The sequence below is a fragment of the Variovorax soli NBRC 106424 genome (assembly GCF_001591385.1).
Classification (GTDB): Bacteria; Pseudomonadota; Gammaproteobacteria; order Burkholderiales; family Burkholderiaceae_C; genus Variovorax; species Variovorax soli.
The window spans coordinates 32,164-49,409 of record NZ_BCUU01000001.1 but is presented as its reverse complement, the minus strand read 5'-3'; the positions used below and the strand labels follow the sequence as shown (position 1 = coordinate 49,409).

General features: G+C 68.3%; 12 protein-coding genes and 1 pseudogene. 2 read left to right on the top strand and 11 right to left on the bottom strand.

Translation table 11 applies throughout. From position 1 onward, the window contains the following. Positions 1-22 precede the first annotated feature (22 nt). The 10 genes and pseudogenes from VSO01S_RS00240 to VSO01S_RS00200 all read right to left on the bottom strand — a co-directional run bounded on the left by VSO01S_RS00240 (position 23) and on the right by VSO01S_RS00200 (position 10,790). Positions 23-1,243 carry a Tm-1-like ATP-binding domain-containing protein gene (locus VSO01S_RS00240; RefSeq protein ID WP_245684071.1) on the bottom strand — a complete coding sequence of 407 codons (1,221 nt, stop codon included), beginning with the start codon at positions 1,241-1,243 and terminating at the stop codon, positions 23-25. Positions 1,244-1,783: 540 nt separating this feature from the next. Next, positions 1,784-2,284 (bottom strand): annotated as a pseudogene (locus tag VSO01S_RS28135) (ABC transporter ATP-binding protein); the annotation flags it as partial. Beyond that, positions 2,284-3,105: an ABC transporter ATP-binding protein gene (locus tag VSO01S_RS00235; protein WP_218002302.1), complete on the bottom strand. Its 822-nt coding sequence runs from the start codon at positions 3,103-3,105 to the stop codon at positions 2,284-2,286. The pseudogene VSO01S_RS28135 and the gene VSO01S_RS00235, both read right to left, overlap by 1 nt. Positions 3,106-3,122: 17 nt before the next feature. Continuing rightward, a complete protein-coding gene (locus tag VSO01S_RS00230; RefSeq protein WP_218002301.1) occupies positions 3,123-4,385 on the bottom strand; it encodes an ABC transporter substrate-binding protein in 1,263 nt (420 codons plus the stop codon). After that, a complete protein-coding gene (locus tag VSO01S_RS00225) occupies positions 4,382-5,533 on the bottom strand; it encodes a branched-chain amino acid ABC transporter permease (RefSeq protein WP_218002300.1) in 1,152 nt (383 codons plus the stop codon). The genes VSO01S_RS00230 and VSO01S_RS00225 overlap by 4 nt, the downstream gene beginning before the upstream one ends. A gap of 2 nt (positions 5,534-5,535) precedes the next feature. Beyond that, positions 5,536-6,489 (bottom strand): branched-chain amino acid ABC transporter permease, encoded by a 954-nt coding sequence (locus VSO01S_RS00220; RefSeq protein ID WP_218002299.1) that lies wholly within the window; start codon positions 6,487-6,489, stop codon positions 5,536-5,538. Beyond that, on the bottom strand, positions 6,486-7,772 hold the full coding sequence (locus VSO01S_RS00215) for a metal-dependent hydrolase family protein (protein WP_068639786.1): 1,287 nt from the start codon (positions 7,770-7,772) through the stop codon (positions 6,486-6,488). The genes VSO01S_RS00220 and VSO01S_RS00215 overlap by 4 nt, the downstream gene beginning before the upstream one ends. A 22-nt stretch (positions 7,773-7,794) precedes the next feature. After that, complete coding sequence (locus VSO01S_RS00210) at positions 7,795-9,105, bottom strand: metal-dependent hydrolase family protein (RefSeq protein WP_084241597.1); 1,311 nt, start codon at positions 9,103-9,105, stop codon at positions 7,795-7,797. Between the two features lie 3 nt (positions 9,106-9,108). Next, complete coding sequence (locus VSO01S_RS00205; RefSeq protein ID WP_068639785.1) at positions 9,109-9,906, bottom strand: alpha/beta fold hydrolase; 798 nt, start codon at positions 9,904-9,906, stop codon at positions 9,109-9,111. 17 nt (positions 9,907-9,923) lie between these two features. After that, entirely contained in the window at positions 9,924-10,790 is an 867-nt protein-coding gene (locus VSO01S_RS00200; protein ID WP_068639784.1) for a fumarylacetoacetate hydrolase family protein, read from the bottom strand. Positions 10,791-10,991: 201 nt separating this feature from the next. Here VSO01S_RS00200 and VSO01S_RS00195 point away from each other — a divergent pair, with 201 nt between their 5' ends. After that, positions 10,992-11,723: a TetR/AcrR family transcriptional regulator gene (locus VSO01S_RS00195; protein WP_068639783.1), complete on the top strand. Its 732-nt coding sequence runs from the start codon at positions 10,992-10,994 to the stop codon at positions 11,721-11,723. Positions 11,724-11,811: 88 nt separating this feature from the next. Here the strand turns inward: VSO01S_RS00195 and argA are convergent, their stop codons facing one another. Next, a complete protein-coding gene (gene argA, locus VSO01S_RS00190; protein WP_068639782.1) occupies positions 11,812-13,158 on the bottom strand; it encodes an amino-acid N-acetyltransferase in 1,347 nt (448 codons plus the stop codon). A 130-nt stretch (positions 13,159-13,288) separates the two neighbouring features. Here argA and hrpA point away from each other — a divergent pair, with 130 nt between their 5' ends. Further along, a complete protein-coding gene (gene hrpA, locus VSO01S_RS00185) occupies positions 13,289-17,242 on the top strand; it encodes an ATP-dependent RNA helicase HrpA (protein WP_068639781.1) in 3,954 nt (1,317 codons plus the stop codon). Positions 17,243-17,246 lie beyond the last annotated feature (4 nt).

The following is a 17,246-nucleotide window of genomic DNA, read 5'->3' as shown; positions in this document are numbered from 1 at the left end:
CCTCCTGTCTGTCGTGCGTCGTTCAGGCGCGCCGGCCTGCGGCAACCGGCGCCGCGATCTCGCGCCAGGCCGCGACAAGCGCCTCGGCGAAGGCTTCGTCGTTGATGTGCAGCGGCAGGCGCCGCAGCACGCGCTGCGGGCCGGTGCGGAACTGGCGCTCGATGGTGTCGAACAGCACCTTGTCGGCCTGCGGATCGTGAAAGGGCTGGCCCGTGCGGTCGATGGCCGACACGCCATGCTCGGGAATGAGGAAGCGCACCGGCCCGCGCATCGCGTTGAGCTTGGCGGCCAGAAAATCGCCGATGCGCTGGCATTCCTCGGCCGTGGTGCGCATCAGCGTCACGCTGGGGTTGTGGCGGTACAGGGTGCGGCCCTTGAAGCGCTCGGGCACGGTGTCCCAGGCGCCGAAGTTCACCATGTCGAGCGCCCCGCAGGAGCCGACGTAGGGCAGCGCGCGGCGGGCGAACACGTCCAGCCTTCCCGGGCCGGCCGACAGCACGCCGCCCACGATCTCGTCGGCCACTTCGGTGGTGGAGACGTCGATGACGCCCGCCACCAGGCCCGAGTCCGCCAGCTTTTCCATCGACTGCCCGCCCACGCCCGTGGCGTGGAACACCAGGCAGTCGTAGTCCGACTCCAACCGATGGGTGACGGCCTGCACGCAGGGCGTGGTCACGCCGAACATGGTCAGGCCCAGGGCCGGGCGCGCCGGCTCCGTGTGGCCCATCGGGGGATGGGCGATCATGCCGGCCAGGGCATTGGCCGCATTGGCCAGCACCAGCTCGCTGATGCGGTGGATGCCCTGCACGTCCGTCACCGAATACATCATGCAGATGTCGCTCGGCCCCACATAGGGGCGGGTGTCCCCGCTGGCCATGGTCGACACCATCACTTTGGGCATGCCGATGGGCAGTGCGCGCATGCCCCGTGTGGCCAGCGACGTGCCGCCCGAGCCGCCGGCGGAAATGATGCCGCCCAGGTCCCGGCGGGTGAGCAGGAAGGCCTCGAAGGCCTGCGCCATCGCCGTCATGGCACTGCCGCGATCGTTGCTGAACACGGCCGACTCGCCCTGCGGATGGTGGCGCGCCACTTCGCGCGGATGCACGCTGGCCGACGACGACTTGCCCGAGGTGGAGAGGTCGACGGTGACCACGCGCAGGCCCAGTTTTTCCAGGCACTGGCGCAGGAAGCTCAGCTCACGCCCCTTGGTGTCGAAGGTGCCGGCCACGTAGGCCGAGCGCAGGCTGGTGGCGGCGACCGGAAATTCGTACACGCGAGGCGCCGGGGCGGCTGTGGCCGCCGCAGGGGCGGGGGTGCTGGTGGCTGAAGCCAGGGGGCGCGAAGGACTGCGTGCAATGTCCGCCACGGGCGCAGCGGTGCCGCCGGCGTTCCAGCGGGTGAATCCGCGCACCGCCGCGGGCGCAAGGTCGTCGAGCGACGGGGCGCCGGATTCGGCATGCGCCCGCCGCACGGTGAAGACTTGCGCAGGTGCCGGCGCCGCTTCGGCCGGTCGTTCGGCTGCTGTCTCGTCATCACCGTTTCCACCGGAGCGAACGCCGAGCAGGCGCTCCTGCAGCTCCCGGTCGGCGGCGAGCGCCGATGCCGGCATCTCCTGCGCAATGCGGCCGTTGACCATCACGCCGATCCGGTCGGCAACCGACATGGCCACGCCCAGGTTCTGCTCGATCAGCAGCACGGCGATGCGACCCTCGGCCGCCAGTTCGCGCAGGGCTTGCGCCACCTGCTCGACGATGACCGGGGCGAGGCCTTCGGTCGGCTCGTCCATCACCAGCAGCCGGGGCTCCAGCAGCAGGGCCCGGCCGATGGCCAGCATCTGCTGTTCGCCGCCCGAGAGCTGTGCGCCGCCGTGGCCGCGGCGCTCGGCCAGGCGCGGGAACATGCCGTAGACGCGTTCGACGTCGCGGCGCTTGCGCGCCACCAGGCGCAGCGTCTCGTCGACGGAGAGCGACGGCCACACGCGTCGACCCTGGGGCACGTAGGCGATGCCGCGCCGCGTGATCTCGTGCGGCGCCAGGCCCAGGATCTGCTCGCCGCCCAGCCGCACGGCTCCGCGCGCCGGGACCAGGCCGGTGATGGCATTGCACAGCGTTGTCTTGCCCATGCCGTTGCGCCCGACGATGCCGAGCACGCCGCGTTGCAGAACAAGGCTCACCCCTTGCAGCGCGTGGGCGTGGCCGTAGTACACGTCAAGGGCTTCCACCGCCAGCACCGGTGCCGTGGTGCTGGCGGGCGCGCTGTCGCGGACGCTGCCGAACCAGGGCATCAGTGCTTGCTCCCCATGTAGATGGATTGCACCTGCGCATCGGTCTCGATCTCTTGCGGCGTGCCGGTGCGCAGAACGCGGCCGTTGTGCATCACGGTGACCTTGTCGACCACGCGCAGGGCAATGTCCAGGTCGTGCTCGATCAGCACGAAGCTCATGTGCGCCGGCAGCGAGCGCAGCAGCGCCACCAGCTCTCGTCGCTCCGCCGGCGACAGGCCGGCCGCAGGCTCGTCGAAGAGGATCAGGCGCGGTGCGCCTGCCAGTGCCATGCCGATCTCTAACTGCCGCTGTTGGCCGTGGGCCAGGTTGGCCACGCGCTCGTCCGCGATGTGCGTGAGGCGTGCCCGTTCCAGCAGGTCGCGCGTGGCGCGCGCAGACGCATGGCCGGCGCCAGCGCGCCGGAAGCTGAAGCGCCCGCTGGCCACGCCGCGCACGGCCAGGAACAGGTTGTCGCGCACGCTCAGGTCGCGGAACAGCAGCGAGGACTGGTAGGTGCGCCGCAAGCCCTTCCGGATGCGCTCGTGCGGCGGCAGCTCGGTGATGTCCTCGCCGAAGAAATGGATGCGCCCGCCCGAAGGCGGGAAGTCGCCGGTGATGGTGTTGAACAGCGTGGTCTTGCCCGCGCCGTTGGAACCGAGGACGGCGTACTTCTGGCCGGCGGCCACCGAAAGCGACACCTCATCGACAGCCTTCAGGGCGCCGAAGGCACGCGTCACGCCGCTGAGCACCAACGCATCGTTGGACGCCAGCGGCGGTGGCGCGGCGGTGGCCGGCCGCCCCGTCCGGGTGCCGGCCACCTGAAGGCTGGAGAGGGTCGCCACGCTGGATGACCTTGTGCTCAGGGGCAGGCCGGCACGTCGCGCGAGCCGATCTTGAACTCGTCGGGCTTCATGCCCAGCAGCTGGTCGACGTTGTCCACCTTGCTGTGCACCTTGTTGAAGAGGTTGCCCTGCGAGTCCTTCACGACCTCGGTGACGAACGTGGTGCCGATGGCCTGGCGGTTGCTGTCGAGCTTGACGTCGCCATTGGGCGTCTTGAGCGTCATCTTCGACAGCGCCTCGCGGTACTTGGCCTGGTTGCCCGACAGGTCGCCGTTGACCGCGGCCAGGCCATCCAGTGCGGCCTTCATGTTCACGTAGTACACGAACGCGAACAGGCTCGGGCTGGGAAAGCCGCCGGCCGAGACCGGATAGGTCTTCTGGTAGTCGGCAACGAAGGCCTTCCAGTCGGCGCCGTCGTATGCATCGGCCAGCGGGCCGGCCGAGAGGGTGCCCACCAGGGAGTCGCGGCGCTTGCCCTTGTAGTTCAGCACGTCCTGGCTCACGGTGATGGAGCCGCCCAGCATGGGCTTGTCCCCGCCGGCGTTCTCATACTGGGTGAGGAAGTTGACGGCGTCCGCGCCGCCCAGCACCACCAGCAGCGCATCCACGTCCTTCGGGATGGTGGCGATGACAGACGAATAGTCCTTGCCGCCCAGCGGCACCCAGGCCTTCGCGGGCACCTTGCCACCGGCCTTGCAGAATTCGGTCATGAAACCCTGCACCTGCGAATAGGGGAAGGCGTAGTCCTCGGCGATCACCATCACCCGCTTGTAGCCCTTGGCCAGCGCCGCCTTGCCCAGGCCGGTCATCCACTGGCCGCCGTCGGTGTTGAAGCGGAAGAAGTTGGGGCTGGGGTTGGTCAGCGTCGTCGCCTGCGCGCCCGAGCCGCCGTTGATGAAGGTCACTTGCGGCTGCGTCTTGGAATAGTCCTTCACCGCGATGCCTTCCCCGCCCGACAACGGGCCGACCATGATGTCGACCTTGTCCTGTTCCACCAGCTTGCGGGTGGCGTTGACTGCCACGTCGGGCTTGGCGTCGGAGGAGGCCTTGATGATCTCGATCTTGCGTCCCGCCACCATGCCGCCGCGCTGCTTCACCGCCAGTTCGGCGCCGCGCATGCCGTCGGCTCCGCCGGCTGCAAATGGCCCTTCCAGCGTGGCCAGCAGGCCGATCTTCACCGGCTGCCCCTGCTGCGCCCATGCGCCGCCCCAAAGTGCAGTGGCCGCCGCTGCGCCCACGATGGAACGGATCCAGATTCGCTTCGTCGTCGTCACTTTCACGGTTGTCTCCTTTGGTTGGAAGTCAATGCCCGCCCAGGACGAAGGCGCTGCGCAAGCCGCGCCCACAACCCCAGGAGGCCGTCGGGGGAAAACAGCACGATGGCGAGGAACACCCCGCCGATGACGAGGTTGAAGCGTTCGCGGTCGATCAGGTCGATGGCGAAGGTCTGCAGCAGCACGAAGACCAGTGCGCCGAGAAAGGCGCCAGCCGGGTGCCTGACGCCGCCGAGCACGGCGATGACCAGGATGTTGATGAGCCAGCCGGTGCCCACGGAGCCCGGCGACATCAGCGCGTTGTACCAGGCCAGCAGCACGCCGCCCACGGCGGCGATCAGGCCTGAAAGCGCATAGGCGGCCACGCGGTGCGACACCACCGAATAGCCCAGCGCGCTCATGCGGCGCGGGTTGTCCCGTATGCCCTGCAGCGCAATGCCGAAGGGGGCACGCACCACGTGGCACACCAGCCAGTAGGCCGCCAGTGCGCACACCAGCGACAGGAAGTAAAAGGGAATGGGCGCGCGCCATTGGATGTCGAGCACCGTGGGCGGCTTGAGCTCACGCAGACCCTGGAAGCCGTTGAACACGCTGTAGTTCTGCAGCACCAGGTAGTAGAAGGCCACGCCGATGGCCAGCGTGATCATGATGGTGTAGATGCCCTCGGTACGAACCGAGAGCCAGCCGATCAGCGTGGATGCGATCACCGCAACCAGCACCGCCACCGGTACCGCCACCCACCACGGCCAGCCCAGGCTGATGTCGGCGCTGCTGCTGTGGCCGAGCACCGCCAGCGCATAGCCGGCCACACCGGCCACGGTCATCTGTGCCAGCGAGACCATGCCGCCGTAGCCCGCCAGGAAGCTCAGCGACAGCGCGATCATTCCCAGCACCAGGGACTGCGCGCCGACCTGGAAGGTGACGAAGGGCGAAGCCACCAGCGGAAAGACGACCAGCGCCAGCAGCACCACGAGGTTGCGAGATGTGACGAAGCTCCACACCTCGCTCCAGATAGCAGAGCCGGCAGCAGGCGCGACCGTCGCTGGTGCCGGCACAGCCCCCGCGGCCCGGGCCGGCGAAGGCATGCCAGTGCCCGCGCGAGCCGCGCTGGCCGCCGCCGAGTTCATGGCCTTGCGCCACTGTGCTGCAGCCATGCCTATGCCGCCTTTCCGAGAATGCCGCGTGGCCTGAAGGCCAGCACGCCCACCAGGATGAGGAAGGTGAGCACGACGCTGTAGGTCGGCGCGTAGGCCAGGCCGAAGGTTTCCGCCAGGCCGAGAATCACCGCGCCCAGTGCTGCGCCGACCACGCTGCCCATGCCGCCCACGATGACCACGATCAGCGAGGCCAGCAGCAGACGCGTGTCCTCGCCCGGCACCATCGACAGCTCCACCGCGCCGATCACGCCGCCGATGCCGGCGAGGCCAGCTCCCAGCGCGAAGGTGAAGGCGAACAGCAGATTCACGTTGACGCCGGCCGCAGACAGCATGCCCCGGTCGTCCACGCCGGCCCGGATCATGGCGCCGATGCGCGTGCGATTGAGCAAGAGCCACAAGAGCACCCCGATGGCGATGCCCATGAACAGGAGGCTCAGCCGGTAGGCCGAGTAGGCGCGGATGAGCGGGATGTCGCGGATGGGGCCTTGCAGGAAGCTGGGCGCCTCCATCTGGTGGACCTGCCCGGTGAAGACCCACAGCAGAATGTCCGCAATGACGATCGACAGGCCGATGGTCACCATGGTCTGGCGCAGTTCCTGCCCCTGCATGTGGCGCAGGATCAGCCACTGGATGGCCAGGCCGGCGATCGCCGCCGAGAGGAATCCTGCCCCGAGCGCCACGGGCCACCACCCCGTGCGCGCCGCGACCACGTAGCCCACGTAGCCGCCCAGCAAATAAAGCGAGCCATGCGCCAGGTTCACGTTGCGCATGAGCCCGAACACCAGCGTGAACCCGCTGGCGACGATGAAGTAGAGCGAGGCCAGCGTCAGGCCGTTGAGGAGGGTGACGACGTACAAGCGCGGGTTCTCTACCAGTGCCCAGATGGAGAAGACGGCAACGGGGCCGCCCACCAGCAGCCACACGGCAAGAAGACTGCGGGCGCGCCTCGTCACGCGGCGCGCTCCCATTGGCGCTGCGCCGCGATTTCCGGCGACTTGGCGAACACGCCGTCCTTCATCACCGCCAGGATTCGCTTGGGGTCGCGCAGGATGGAGAGGTTGGCCAGCGGGTCGCCGTCCACCAGCAGCAGGTCCGCCAGGTAGCCTTCCTTGACCAGGCCCAGCTCGTGCGGCTGCTTCATCACCTGGCCGCCGTAGAGCGTGGTGCTGCGGATCGCCTCCATGGGTGTGAAGCCCAGGTACTTCACGAAGAACTCCAGGTCGCGCGCGTTCTGGCAGTGCGGCGTGAAGGCAAAGCCGTAGTCGCCGCCGGGCAGCACGCGGATGCCGCGCTTGTGCATCTTCGAGAGCGACACGCAGGCGGCGTCCCATTCGATCTGGTAGCCCATGTCGCAGGCCATGGCGTGGGTGATGCCCCAGGGCTCGGCCTCGTGGAGCATGGCGTAGAGGATGGCGATGCCCGGCGCGACAAAGATCTCGTCCTTCTTCGCTTCCAGCATGTCCAGCGCCTCTTCGTCGACGAAGCTCGCGTGGTAGATCAGCTCGATGCCGTGGCGCAGCGCCTGCTTCACGCTTTCCGAAGACCGCGCATGGGCCACGCCGCGCTTGCCCCGCATCTTCACCTCGCGCATGGCGGCGGCCACTTCCTCGTCGAGCATCCAGGTGGTCTCGGCCGGGGACTGCGGCGTGAAGTTGTCGCCCGAGAGGTTGAGCTTGATCGAGTCGACGCCGTACTTCAGGAACAGGCGCACCGCCTTGCGCATCTCGTCGGCGCCGCAGATGTTCACGCCGAAGCTGAATTCGGGGAAGGGCAGGTGCGGCAGCGTCTCGTCGCCCAGCGCGCCGAGCACCGTGATCTCCTGGCTGGCCGCCAGGTAGCGCGGGCCGGGAATCTGGCCGGCGTTGATGGCGTTGCGGATCACCACGTCCAGCCGCGGCTTGGCGCAGGCCGCGCCCACGCAGGAGGTGAAGCCGGCCTGCAGGTACCGCCTTGCCACTTTGGCGCACCACAGCACATGCTCCTCCAGCGGCATGGTCTGGATGGCGGCGAGGGTGGCGGCGTCGTTCCAGGAGAAGTGCGTGTGGGCCTCGCACATGCCCGGCATCAGCGTGGCGCCTGCCGCGTCGATCACCGTGGCGCCGCCGGGCGCGATGGGCGCGGTGCTGCGTCCCACCTGGCGGATGCGGTTCTCGCGCACCAGCACGCTGCCGGTGTAGGGGTGGTTCTCTCCGGTGCCATCGAGGATGCGCACGTTGGTGAAGAGGACGTCTGCCATGTTCGCCTCCGTGGTCAGGAAGTCAGGCGGCCCAGCGGGTCATGGGGGACACGGAAAGTGGCCGGGCGGCCGCATGCATCTCGGGCGCCCGGTGGAATTCGCCGTCCTTCATGACGGCCAGGATGCGCGACTTGTCCTGCAGCACCGTGATATCGGCGAGCGGGTCGCCGTCGATGAGCAGGATGTCCGCCAGGTAGCCTTCGCGGATGTAGCCCAGCACCTTGCCCATGCGCATCATCGGCCCGCCCCAGGCGGTGGCGGAGAGCAGGGCTTCCATGGTGCTCATGCCCACGTACTTCACGAAGTACTCCAGGTCTTTCGCGTTGGTGCCGTGCGGCGTCCAGGCAAAGCCGTAGTCGCCGCCGGGCAGGATGCGGATGCCGCGCTTGCGCATGGCCTTCATGCTTTCCACCGCTGCCTCCAGCTCGCGGTGGTAGCCCATCCTGCGGGTCACCTCGGGCGTCAGGCCCCACTGGCTCGCGTTGTGGCAGGTGTTGATGAGCCAGGCCAGGCCCGGCGCGATGAAGTGCTCGGTCTTGTGGGCCTCGAGCATGTCCAGCGCTTCCTCGTCGGTGAAGCTGGCGTGGTAGATCACCTCGATGCCTTGCCGCACGCATTCCTTGATCGACCAGGTCGAGCGTGCATGTGCCGCCACGCGCTTGCCCCAGGCCTTGGCCTCTTCCACGCACACACGCACTTCCTCGGAGGTGAACTGGCTCATCTCGCTGGACATGCCGGTGATGGATTCGCCAGAGAGATTGATCTTCAGCGAATCGACCCCCCACTTGGCGAAGGTGCGCACGCAGCGGCGCATTTCCTCCGCGCCGCTCACCACCGCCCCGAACGCGAATTCGGACTGGGGCAGGTGCGGCTGGGTGGTGTCGCCCAGGCCGCCGGGAACCGTGATCTCCTGGCTGGCTGCGAGATAGCGCGGCCCGACGATGGTGCCGTCGTTGATCGCATTGCGGATCACCACATCCAGCCGAGGCTTGGCGCAGGCCGCACCCACGCAACTGGTCCAGCCCATGTCGAGGTAGCGCTCGGCCACCTGGGCGCACCAGAGGATGTGCTCTTCCGGTGGCATCCGCTGGATCGCATCCAGGCTGGGCTGGTCGTTCCACGAGAAGTGCGTGTGGGCCTCGACCATGCCGGGCATGAGGAAGGCGCCGGCGCCGTCGATGGTGCGCGCGCCGGCCACCGGCTGCGAGCGGGCGCCGAAGCCGGTTTTCACGACGCGGGCGATACGGTTGCCCTGGACCAGCACGTCGCCTGTGAATGGCGCCTCGCCGCCGCCGTCGAAGATGCGCACGTTGGTGAAGAGCACGTCGGCCATGGCTCAGCTCCTTGAATTGGCTTGAAGGAAGTCGCGCAGCTCGCGCTGGCATTCCTCGGGCCGTTCCACCGGTGTCCAGTGGCCGCAGCGCGGCAGCACCACGACACGCTTGCTGGCGGCGTTGTGCAGGCGGTCGGCCATGGCACGAACGGACTGGGGCGGCGCCACGCCGTCTTCATCGCCGGTGACCAGCAGCACCGGCGCCGCAATGTTCTCTACCGCGGCCGGTTGCGCGCCGGCCAGGGCCTCGCAGCTGCGCGCATAGGCCTCGCCGCCTTGCCGCATGAGGCTTTCGCGCACAAAGGCCACCGCCACCGGCAGCCGCTGGCGCGTATCGGATGAAATGGCAGTGCCCAGCAGGGCCTGCGTGATCTCCTGCATGCCAGCCGTACCGGTACGCGCCTTCTCGGCACGCTGCTGCATCGCGCTGCGCGCGGCATCGGGCGGCGCAATCAGCGGGCCGAAGAGGGCCAGGCTGGCCACCAGCCTGGGTTGCGTGGCTGCCACGTGCTGGCAGACGATGGTGCCCATCGAATGGCCCAGCCAGTGGGCACGCGTCACGCCAAGGCGCGAGCACACGTTGAGCAGCGACTGCATATAGCGCTCGATGGTGAGCGGCCCTTCGGCACCTTGCGAGCGTCCGCTGCCGGGCAGGTCGACGCGGATCACCCGATGGCGCGCGAGCGCCGGCATCAGCGGCGTCCAGCTGTTGGAGCTGCCGCCGAGCCCGTGCACGCACACGACCGCCGGGCCGTCGCCCTCGTCTTCCACCGCCAGGCGGTCGATCAGATGCAGTGTCATGTCGAAGGCCTGTTGGATCAGCCGAAGCTGTTCTCAATGGCGCCGATGCCGTCGATCTCGATGCGAACCCGGTCGCCCGCGCGCAGCCAGCGCGGAGGATCGAACCCCATGCCCACGCCGGCCGGCGTTCCGGTGGCAATCACGTCGCCCGGATAGAGCGTGATGCCGCGCGAGCAGGTCTCGATGAGGGTGGGGATGTCGTGGATCATGTCGCGCGTCAGGCCGTCCTGCCGCAGCTCGCCGTTCACGTAGCCGCGCACGCGGGTGGCATTGCCGTCCAGCTCGTCGCCGGTGACGATCCACGGGCCCATCGGGCAGAAGGTGTCGAAGCTCTTGCCCAGGTCCCACTGCTGATGGCGCATCTGAACGTCGCGGGCCGTCACGTCGTTGACGATGGTGTAGCCGAACACATGCGCCATCGCGCGGCTCCTGGGGATGTCGATGCCGCCCTTGCCGATGACCACCGCCAGCTCCGACTCGTAGTCGATCTGCACCGATGTCGAAGGAGAAGGCAGCTTCACCTGGTCGTGCGGCCCCACCACGCATTCGGCCAGCTTGGAGAACACGATGGGCCACGGATCTTCCTTGGGCATCGTGCTGCTGAACACGGTGCTTGCGAGTTCCCTGGCATGCGCGTGGTAGTTGCGGCCCACGCAGAAGATGCTGCGCAGCGGCCTGGGCAGCGGGGCGCGCAGCTCGATGACTTCAACCGGCAGCCTCGCGCCCGAAGGGGAGGGCATTGGTTCGCCTTGGGCCACGGACTGGATGAGTGGCAGCACGCCGCGCGCACAATCCCGCACGGCCAGGGGCGTGGCTTCGCGCCCGTCTGCCGAGATGGTGCCCACGTGGTCACGTCCGCCCCATTGCCAGCTGGCCATGCGCATCGGTTGTCTCCGTCAAGCCTCGCGGTCATACCGAGCCATGAAGATGGCCCGCGCCGCAAGGTCAGGGAACACATGTGAGGCTGGTGCGCCTCTTGCACCGGTTTTGAGACTTGCGTCTCAAAATGGGATGCGTGCATCATACGGCTCCGATCCCGGGCGCCACAAGCAAGGCCAGGCCTCCAACGACTACGGACAAACCCCATGGCTCGCCTCAAACACAAGCTCTCGGAACCCCCGCCTGCGCCCACCCGCGGCGTCAAGGCCGCCACCTTTCGCCTGCTGCTGGAGACGGCCATGGACATCATCCGGCAGGATGGGCATATCCCTTCGGTGGCCGAGGTGGCGGTGCGGTCCAAGGTGTCGCGCGCCACGGCCTATCGTTACTTCGCCAGTCGCAGCGCGCTGGTGACTGCCGTCATCGACAGCTCCCTGGGCCCGGTGCGCGCGCTGGCGTCCGACAACCCCAGCGGGCGCGAGCGGGTGCACGAGCTCTTCGTTCAGACCTTTCCGCGCTTCAAGGAATTCGAGCCGCAACTGCGCGCCGCGGCCCAGCTCTCGCTCGAGCAATGGGCGCTGGAGCGGGCCGGCCTGCTGGAAGAAGAGCCTTATCGGCGCGGCCACCGCGTCCGCATCCTGGAGCACGCCATTGCGCCGCTGGGCCCGACGCTGACCCCCGCGCTGCGCGATCGGCTTCACCGGGCGCTCTCGGTGGTGTACGGCATCGAGCCCTACGTGATCCTGAAAGACATCTGGAATCTGCCCGACCGCGAGGTGGAGCGCATCGCGCTGTGGATGGCCGATGCGCTCATCGACGCGGCGCTGCGGCAATCGGAGCCTGCCGCCGCTGTGCCCGCCAAATCCGCCGCGCGCACACGTCCACGTGCAAAGTCGGCCAACGGCGCCGGACGAGGTGCGGCGCTGCCGGCGCGCTGAACCTCCGCGGGCGGGCACGGCTCCCGCTGGCATGAGCAGCAGTGCAGCAACCGTGGCCGCGGCCTTCGTCAGCGCGGCGTGTTCGTGTTCAGAGCTTTTTCACCAGCACCTGGCTCTTGCGGTCCCAGTTGTACTTGCGCTTGCGCGCCTCGGGGAGCCAGTCCGGGTCCACCATCTGGAAGCCGCGCTTGATGAACCAGTGCATGGTGCGGGTGGTGAGCACGAAGATGCTGTCCAGCCCCATGACCTTGGCGCGCTGCTCGATGCGCTTCAGGATGCGCTCGCCGTCGCCCTGGGACTGCACGTTGGCTGACACGGTCAGCGCCGCCATCTCGCCGGTGCGCGCCTCGGGGTAGGGGTAGAGCGCGGCGCAGCCGAAGATCACGCCGTCGTGCTCGATCACGGTGTAGTGGTCGACATCGCGCTCGATCTCGGTGCGGTCGCGCTTGACCAGCGTGCCGTCGCGCTCGAAGGGTTCGATCAGCTGCAGGATGCCGCCGATGTCGTCTACCGTGGCCTCGCGCAGGCTCTCGAGCTTTTCGTCCACCACCATGGTGCCGATGCCGTCGTGCACATACACCTCCAGCAGCAGCGAGCCGTCCACCGAGAAGGGCAGGATGTGGTTGCGCTCGACGCCGCCCACGCAGGCCTTCACGCAGTGCTGAAGGTAGAAGGCGGTGTCGGTCGGGTTCTGGGGCGGCGCCAGGGTGGTCAGCAGCTTCTGGGCGGCGGCCAGGGGCAGCTCGGTATCGATGGGATTGTCTTCGCTGATGGGGTGGGCCGGGTCCTGCGCGATGCCGGGGATTTCGGTCAGGAAGATCAGCTTGTCGGCCTGGATGCCGATGGCCACGCTGGTGGCCACTTCTTCCATGGTCAGGTTGAAGGCCTCGCCCGTGGGCGAGAAGCCGAAGGGCGAGATGAGCACCATGGCGCCGAAGTCCAGTGCGCGCCGGATGCCCGCCGTGTCGACCTTGCGCACCAGGCCCGAGTGCTTGAAATCCACCCCGTCCACCACGCCCACCGGCCGGGCGGTGATGAAGTTCCCCGAGATCACCCGCACGGTGGAGCCGGCCATGGGCGTGTTGGGCAGACCCTGGCTGAAGGCCGCCTCGATCTCGTAGCGCAGCTGGCCGGCGGCCTCCTGGGCGCAGTCCAGCGCCACCGCGTCGGTGATGCGCATGCCGTGCGAGTACTTGGCTTCGTGGCCCTTGGCCTTGAGCTGCTCGTTCACCTGCGGCCGGAAGCCGTGCACCAGCACCACCTTCACGCCCATGCTCTGGATCAGCGCCAGGTCCTGCGCGATGTTCTGCAGCTTGCCGGCCGCGATCGCCTCGCCCGCCATGGCCACCACGAAGGTCTTGCCGCGGTGCATGTGGATGTAGGGCGCCACCGAGCGGAACCAGGGGACGAAGGTGAAATTGAAGACAGTGGACATGCGCCGGGATTGACGGAGGTCGAACAAGGGCCCGCAGCCTGGGCGGGGATAATTCCGTCATTGTCCATCAAGCTTTTCCCTGGGCTGGGGGGCGGCACCGAAGTGCCGTTTCCAAGCTCAACCATTCGCCTTGCCTGCCGTTTCTCCCGCCCCCGTCCTGAAGATCGAATTTCCCGAATCGCTGCCGGTTTCCGCTCGGCGTGAGGAGATCGCCGACGCCATTGCGGCGAACCAGGTGGTGATCGTCTGCGGTGAAACCGGCTCGGGCAAGACGACCCAGCTGCCCAAGATCACGCTGGCGCTGGGGCGCGGCAAGCTCAACGCGCCCGCTGGCAAGGGCCGGCTCATCGGGCACACCCAGCCCCGGCGGATTGCCGCCAGCTCGGTGGCCAAGCGCATCGCCGAGGAGCTGAAGACGCCGCTGGGCGAGGTGGTGGGCTTCAAGGTGCGCTTCCAGGACCGCCTGAGCCGCGACGCCTCGGTCAAGCTGATGACCGACGGCATCCTGCTGGCCGAGACGCAGACCGATCCGCTGCTCAAGGCCTACGACACCCTCATCATCGACGAGGCGCACGAGCGCTCGCTCAACATCGACTTCCTGCTGGGCTACCTGCGCGAGATCCTGCCGCGCCGGCCCGACCTGAAGCTGATCGTGACCTCGGCCACCATCGACGCGGAGCGTTTTGCGCAGCATTTCGCTTCCGCGAAAGGGCCTGCGCCGGTCATCTACGTTTCCGGCCGCACCTTCCCGGTGGAGCAGCGCTACCGCCCCTTCGAGGAATCGCGCGACTACGACCTGAATGACGCCATTGCCGACGGCGTGGACGAGCTCTGGCGCGACCCGCGCGATGCTGGCGACATCCTGGTCTTCCTGCCCGGCGAGCGCGAGATCCGCGAGGCGGCCGACTACCTGCGCAAGCACCTGTCGCACCAGCCGCTTCTGCGCAACGCAGAGGTGCTGCCCCTGTTCGCCCGCCTGTCGCAGTCCGAGCAGGACCGCATCTTCGACAGCCACACGGGCCGGCGCATCGTGCTGGCCACCAACGTGGCCGAGACCTCGCTCACCGTGCCCGGCATCCGCTATGTGATCGATGCCGGCACCGCGCGCGTCAAGCGCTACAGCTTCCGCAGCAAGGTGGAACAGCTGCTGGTGGAGCCGGTCAGCCAGGCCGCCGCCAACCAGCGCGCCGGCCGCTGCGGCCGCGTGGCCAACGGCATCTGCATCCGCCTCTACGACGAAAAGGACTTTGCGGGCCGGCCGCGCTTCACCGATCCCGAGATTCTTCGTAGCTCGCTGGCCGGCGTCATCCTGCGCATGAAGTCGCTGCACCTGGGCGACGTGGAGCGCTTTCCCTTCCTGGAGGCGCCTTCGCGCCGCGCCATTGCCGACGGCTACCAGTTGCTGAACGAGCTTGGCGCGGTGGACGATGCGAACGAGCTCACGCCCATGGGTGCCGAGCTGGCCAAGCTGCCGCTGGACCCGCGCGTGGCCCGCATGATCATCGAGGCGCGCTCGCGCGGCGCGCTGGAAGAAGTGCTGGTCATCGCCTCGGCCCTGTCGGTGCAGGACGTGCGCGACCGCCCGCTCGACGCACAGGCGCAGGCCGATCAGGCACATGCCAAGTTCGACGACGAGAAGAGCGAATTCAGCGGCTACCTGCGCTTGTGGAAGTGGATTCACGATGCGCGCGGCGGTGCAACGCGCCCCCACGCTCCGCGCTCCGCGTCGTCGCTGCCCCCCGAGGGGGTTGCGGCCGCCTTGGGGCGGCCCGGCGGCGGCCACGGCGAGAGCCACAAGCTCAGCAACCGCCAGTACGAGCAGCTGCTGCGCCAGAACTTCATCAACGTGCGGCGCGTGCGGGAATGGCGCGACATCCATTCGCAGCTGCTCACGGTGGTGACGGAGCACAAGTGGCGCATCAATACGCAGCCCGCGAGCTATGAGCAACTGCACCAAGCCATGCTGTCCGGCCTGCTCGGCAACATCGGCTGGAAGCTGGAAGACGACGAGGCCTACCTCGGCGCGCGCGGCATCAAGTTCTATCGCCACCCCGGTGCGCACCTGAAGAAGAAGCCCGGCCGCTGGATCGTGGTGGCGGAGCTGGTGGAAACCGCGCGCCTGTTCGGCCGCGGCATCGCCAACATCGAGCCGCAGTGGCTGGAGCAGGTGGCCGGCCATCTGCTGAAAAAGCAGATGCTCGACCCGCATTGGGAAAAGAAGGGCGCGCAGGTGACGGCGCTGGAGCGCGCCACGCTGTACGGCCTGGTGGTCTACAGCGGCCGGCGCGTGGACTTCAGCCGTGTCGATCCGGCGGCGGCGCGCGAGATCTTCATCCGCGAGGCGTTGGTGGCTGGCCAGTGGGAGAGCAACCTGCCGTTCCTGGCGGCCAACCGCAAGCTGGTGCGCGAGGTCGAGGCGCTGGAGCACAAGTCGCGCCGGCAGGACGTGCTGGTGGACGACGAACTCATCTTCGCTTTCTACGACGCCCAGATTCCGCCCGACGTGGCCAATGGCGCCAGCATGGAAAGCTGGTGGAAAAGCGCCTCGCGCGAGACGCCGCGCCTTCTGTACCTGACGCGCGACGAGCTCATGCGCCACCAGGCGGCGGGCATCACCACCCAGGCCTTTCCGCCGACGGTGCGGCTGGGCGGCGTGGACTGTGCCGCCACCTACCTGCACGAGCCGGGCGACCCCAAGGACGGCCTGACGGTGACGGTGCCGCTGTTCGTGCTCAACCAGGTGAGCGAGGAGCGCTGCGAGTGGCTGGTGAGCGGCATGCTCAAGGACAAGATCCAGGCGCTGCTCAAGAGCCTGCCGCAGCGTCCGCGCTCGCGCCTGGTGCCGCTGCCGGAGACGGCGGCGCGCTACGCCGAGCAGTTGTCGACGGCCGAGGCCTTCGGCCAGGGCTCGCTCACCGATGCGCTGCTCAAGCTCGTGCGCGATGCGACCAGCCTGGACGTGAAGCGCACCGACTTCAAGCTCGACATGCTGCCGCCGCACCTGTTCATGAACCTGCGCGTGGTGGACGAGCACGGCCGGCAGCTGGGCAGCGGTCGCAACCTCGGTGCCTTGAAGGCCGACCTGGGCACGCAGGCGCGCGGCGCCTTCCAGGCATTGGCGGGGATCCAGGTGAAGAAGGCGGCCGCCGGTGCCGAACAAGCCACGAACACGGCGCCCAAGGGCAAGGTGGTGGAGACGGCCGCCAAGGCCGACGCTGCACCGACGCTGCCGGCCGGCCAGCGCTACACCGCCTGGACCTTCGGCGAACTGCCCGAGCTGATGGAGGTGCGGCGGGGCTCGCAGTCGCTGGTCGGTTTCCCGGCGCTGGTGGACGCCGGCGACGCGGTCACCATCGAGGTGTTCGACGAGCCCGAAGTCGCGGCCGGCAAGCACCGCGCCGGCCTGCGCCGCCTGTTCGCGCTGCAGCTCAAGGACGCGCTGAAGTACCTGGAAAAGAACATTCCCGACCTGCAGAAGATGGCGGTGGTTTTCATGCCGCTGGGCACGCTGGAGGAGCTGCGTGCGCAGATCATCGACGTGGCGCTGGACCGGGCCTTCCTGCAGTCACCCCTGCCGGCGGACGGGTTCGACTTCAAGAAGCGGCTGGACGAGGGGCGGGGGCGCCTGACGCTCATCGCCAACGAGGTCGCGCGCCTGGCCGGCGTCGTGCTGGCCGAGTACGCGACCGCAGCGCGCAAGATCAAGGACACCAAGATCCAGCCCGAGGCCACGCAGGACGCGGCCCAGCAACTGCAGCGGCTGGTAGGGAAACGATTCGTGGCCGACACGCCGTGGAGCGCCTTGCAGCATTTCGCGCGCTACCTGAAGGCCATCACGCTGCGGCTGGACAAGCTGCGCGCCGATCCGGCGCGCGACGCCGCCAAGCTGGCCGAACTCAAGCCGCAGGAGCAGCGCTACTGGCGCCTGGTGGCCGAGCGCAAGGGCGTGGTGGACGAGCGCATGAGCGAGTTCCGCTGGCTGCTGGAAGAGTTGCGCGTGAGCTTCTTCGCGCAGGAGCTGCGTACGCCCCAGCCCGTCAGCATCAAGCGGCTGGACAAGGCCTGGGCGCAGCTGGGTCACTAGGAAG

Coding starts and splice junctions, on each gene's coding strand:
- VSO01S_RS00225 (WP_218002300.1), bottom strand. CDS start 5,533: ATGGCTGCAGCACAGTGGCGCAAGGCCATGAACTCGGCGGCGGCCAGC.
- VSO01S_RS00215 (WP_068639786.1), bottom strand. CDS start 7,772: ATGGCAGACGTCCTCTTCACCAACGTGCGCATCCTCGATGGCACCGGA.
- VSO01S_RS00210 (WP_084241597.1), bottom strand. CDS start 9,105: ATGGCCGACGTGCTCTTCACCAACGTGCGCATCTTCGACGGCGGCGGC.
- VSO01S_RS00205 (WP_068639785.1), bottom strand. CDS start 9,906: ATGACACTGCATCTGATCGACCGCCTGGCGGTGGAAGACGAGGGCGAC.
- VSO01S_RS00200 (WP_068639784.1), bottom strand. CDS start 10,790: ATGCGCATGGCCAGCTGGCAATGGGGCGGACGTGACCACGTGGGCACC.
- VSO01S_RS00195 (WP_068639783.1), top strand. CDS start 10,992: ATGGCTCGCCTCAAACACAAGCTCTCGGAACCCCCGCCTGCGCCCACC.
- argA (WP_068639782.1), bottom strand. CDS start 13,158: ATGTCCACTGTCTTCAATTTCACCTTCGTCCCCTGGTTCCGCTCGGTG.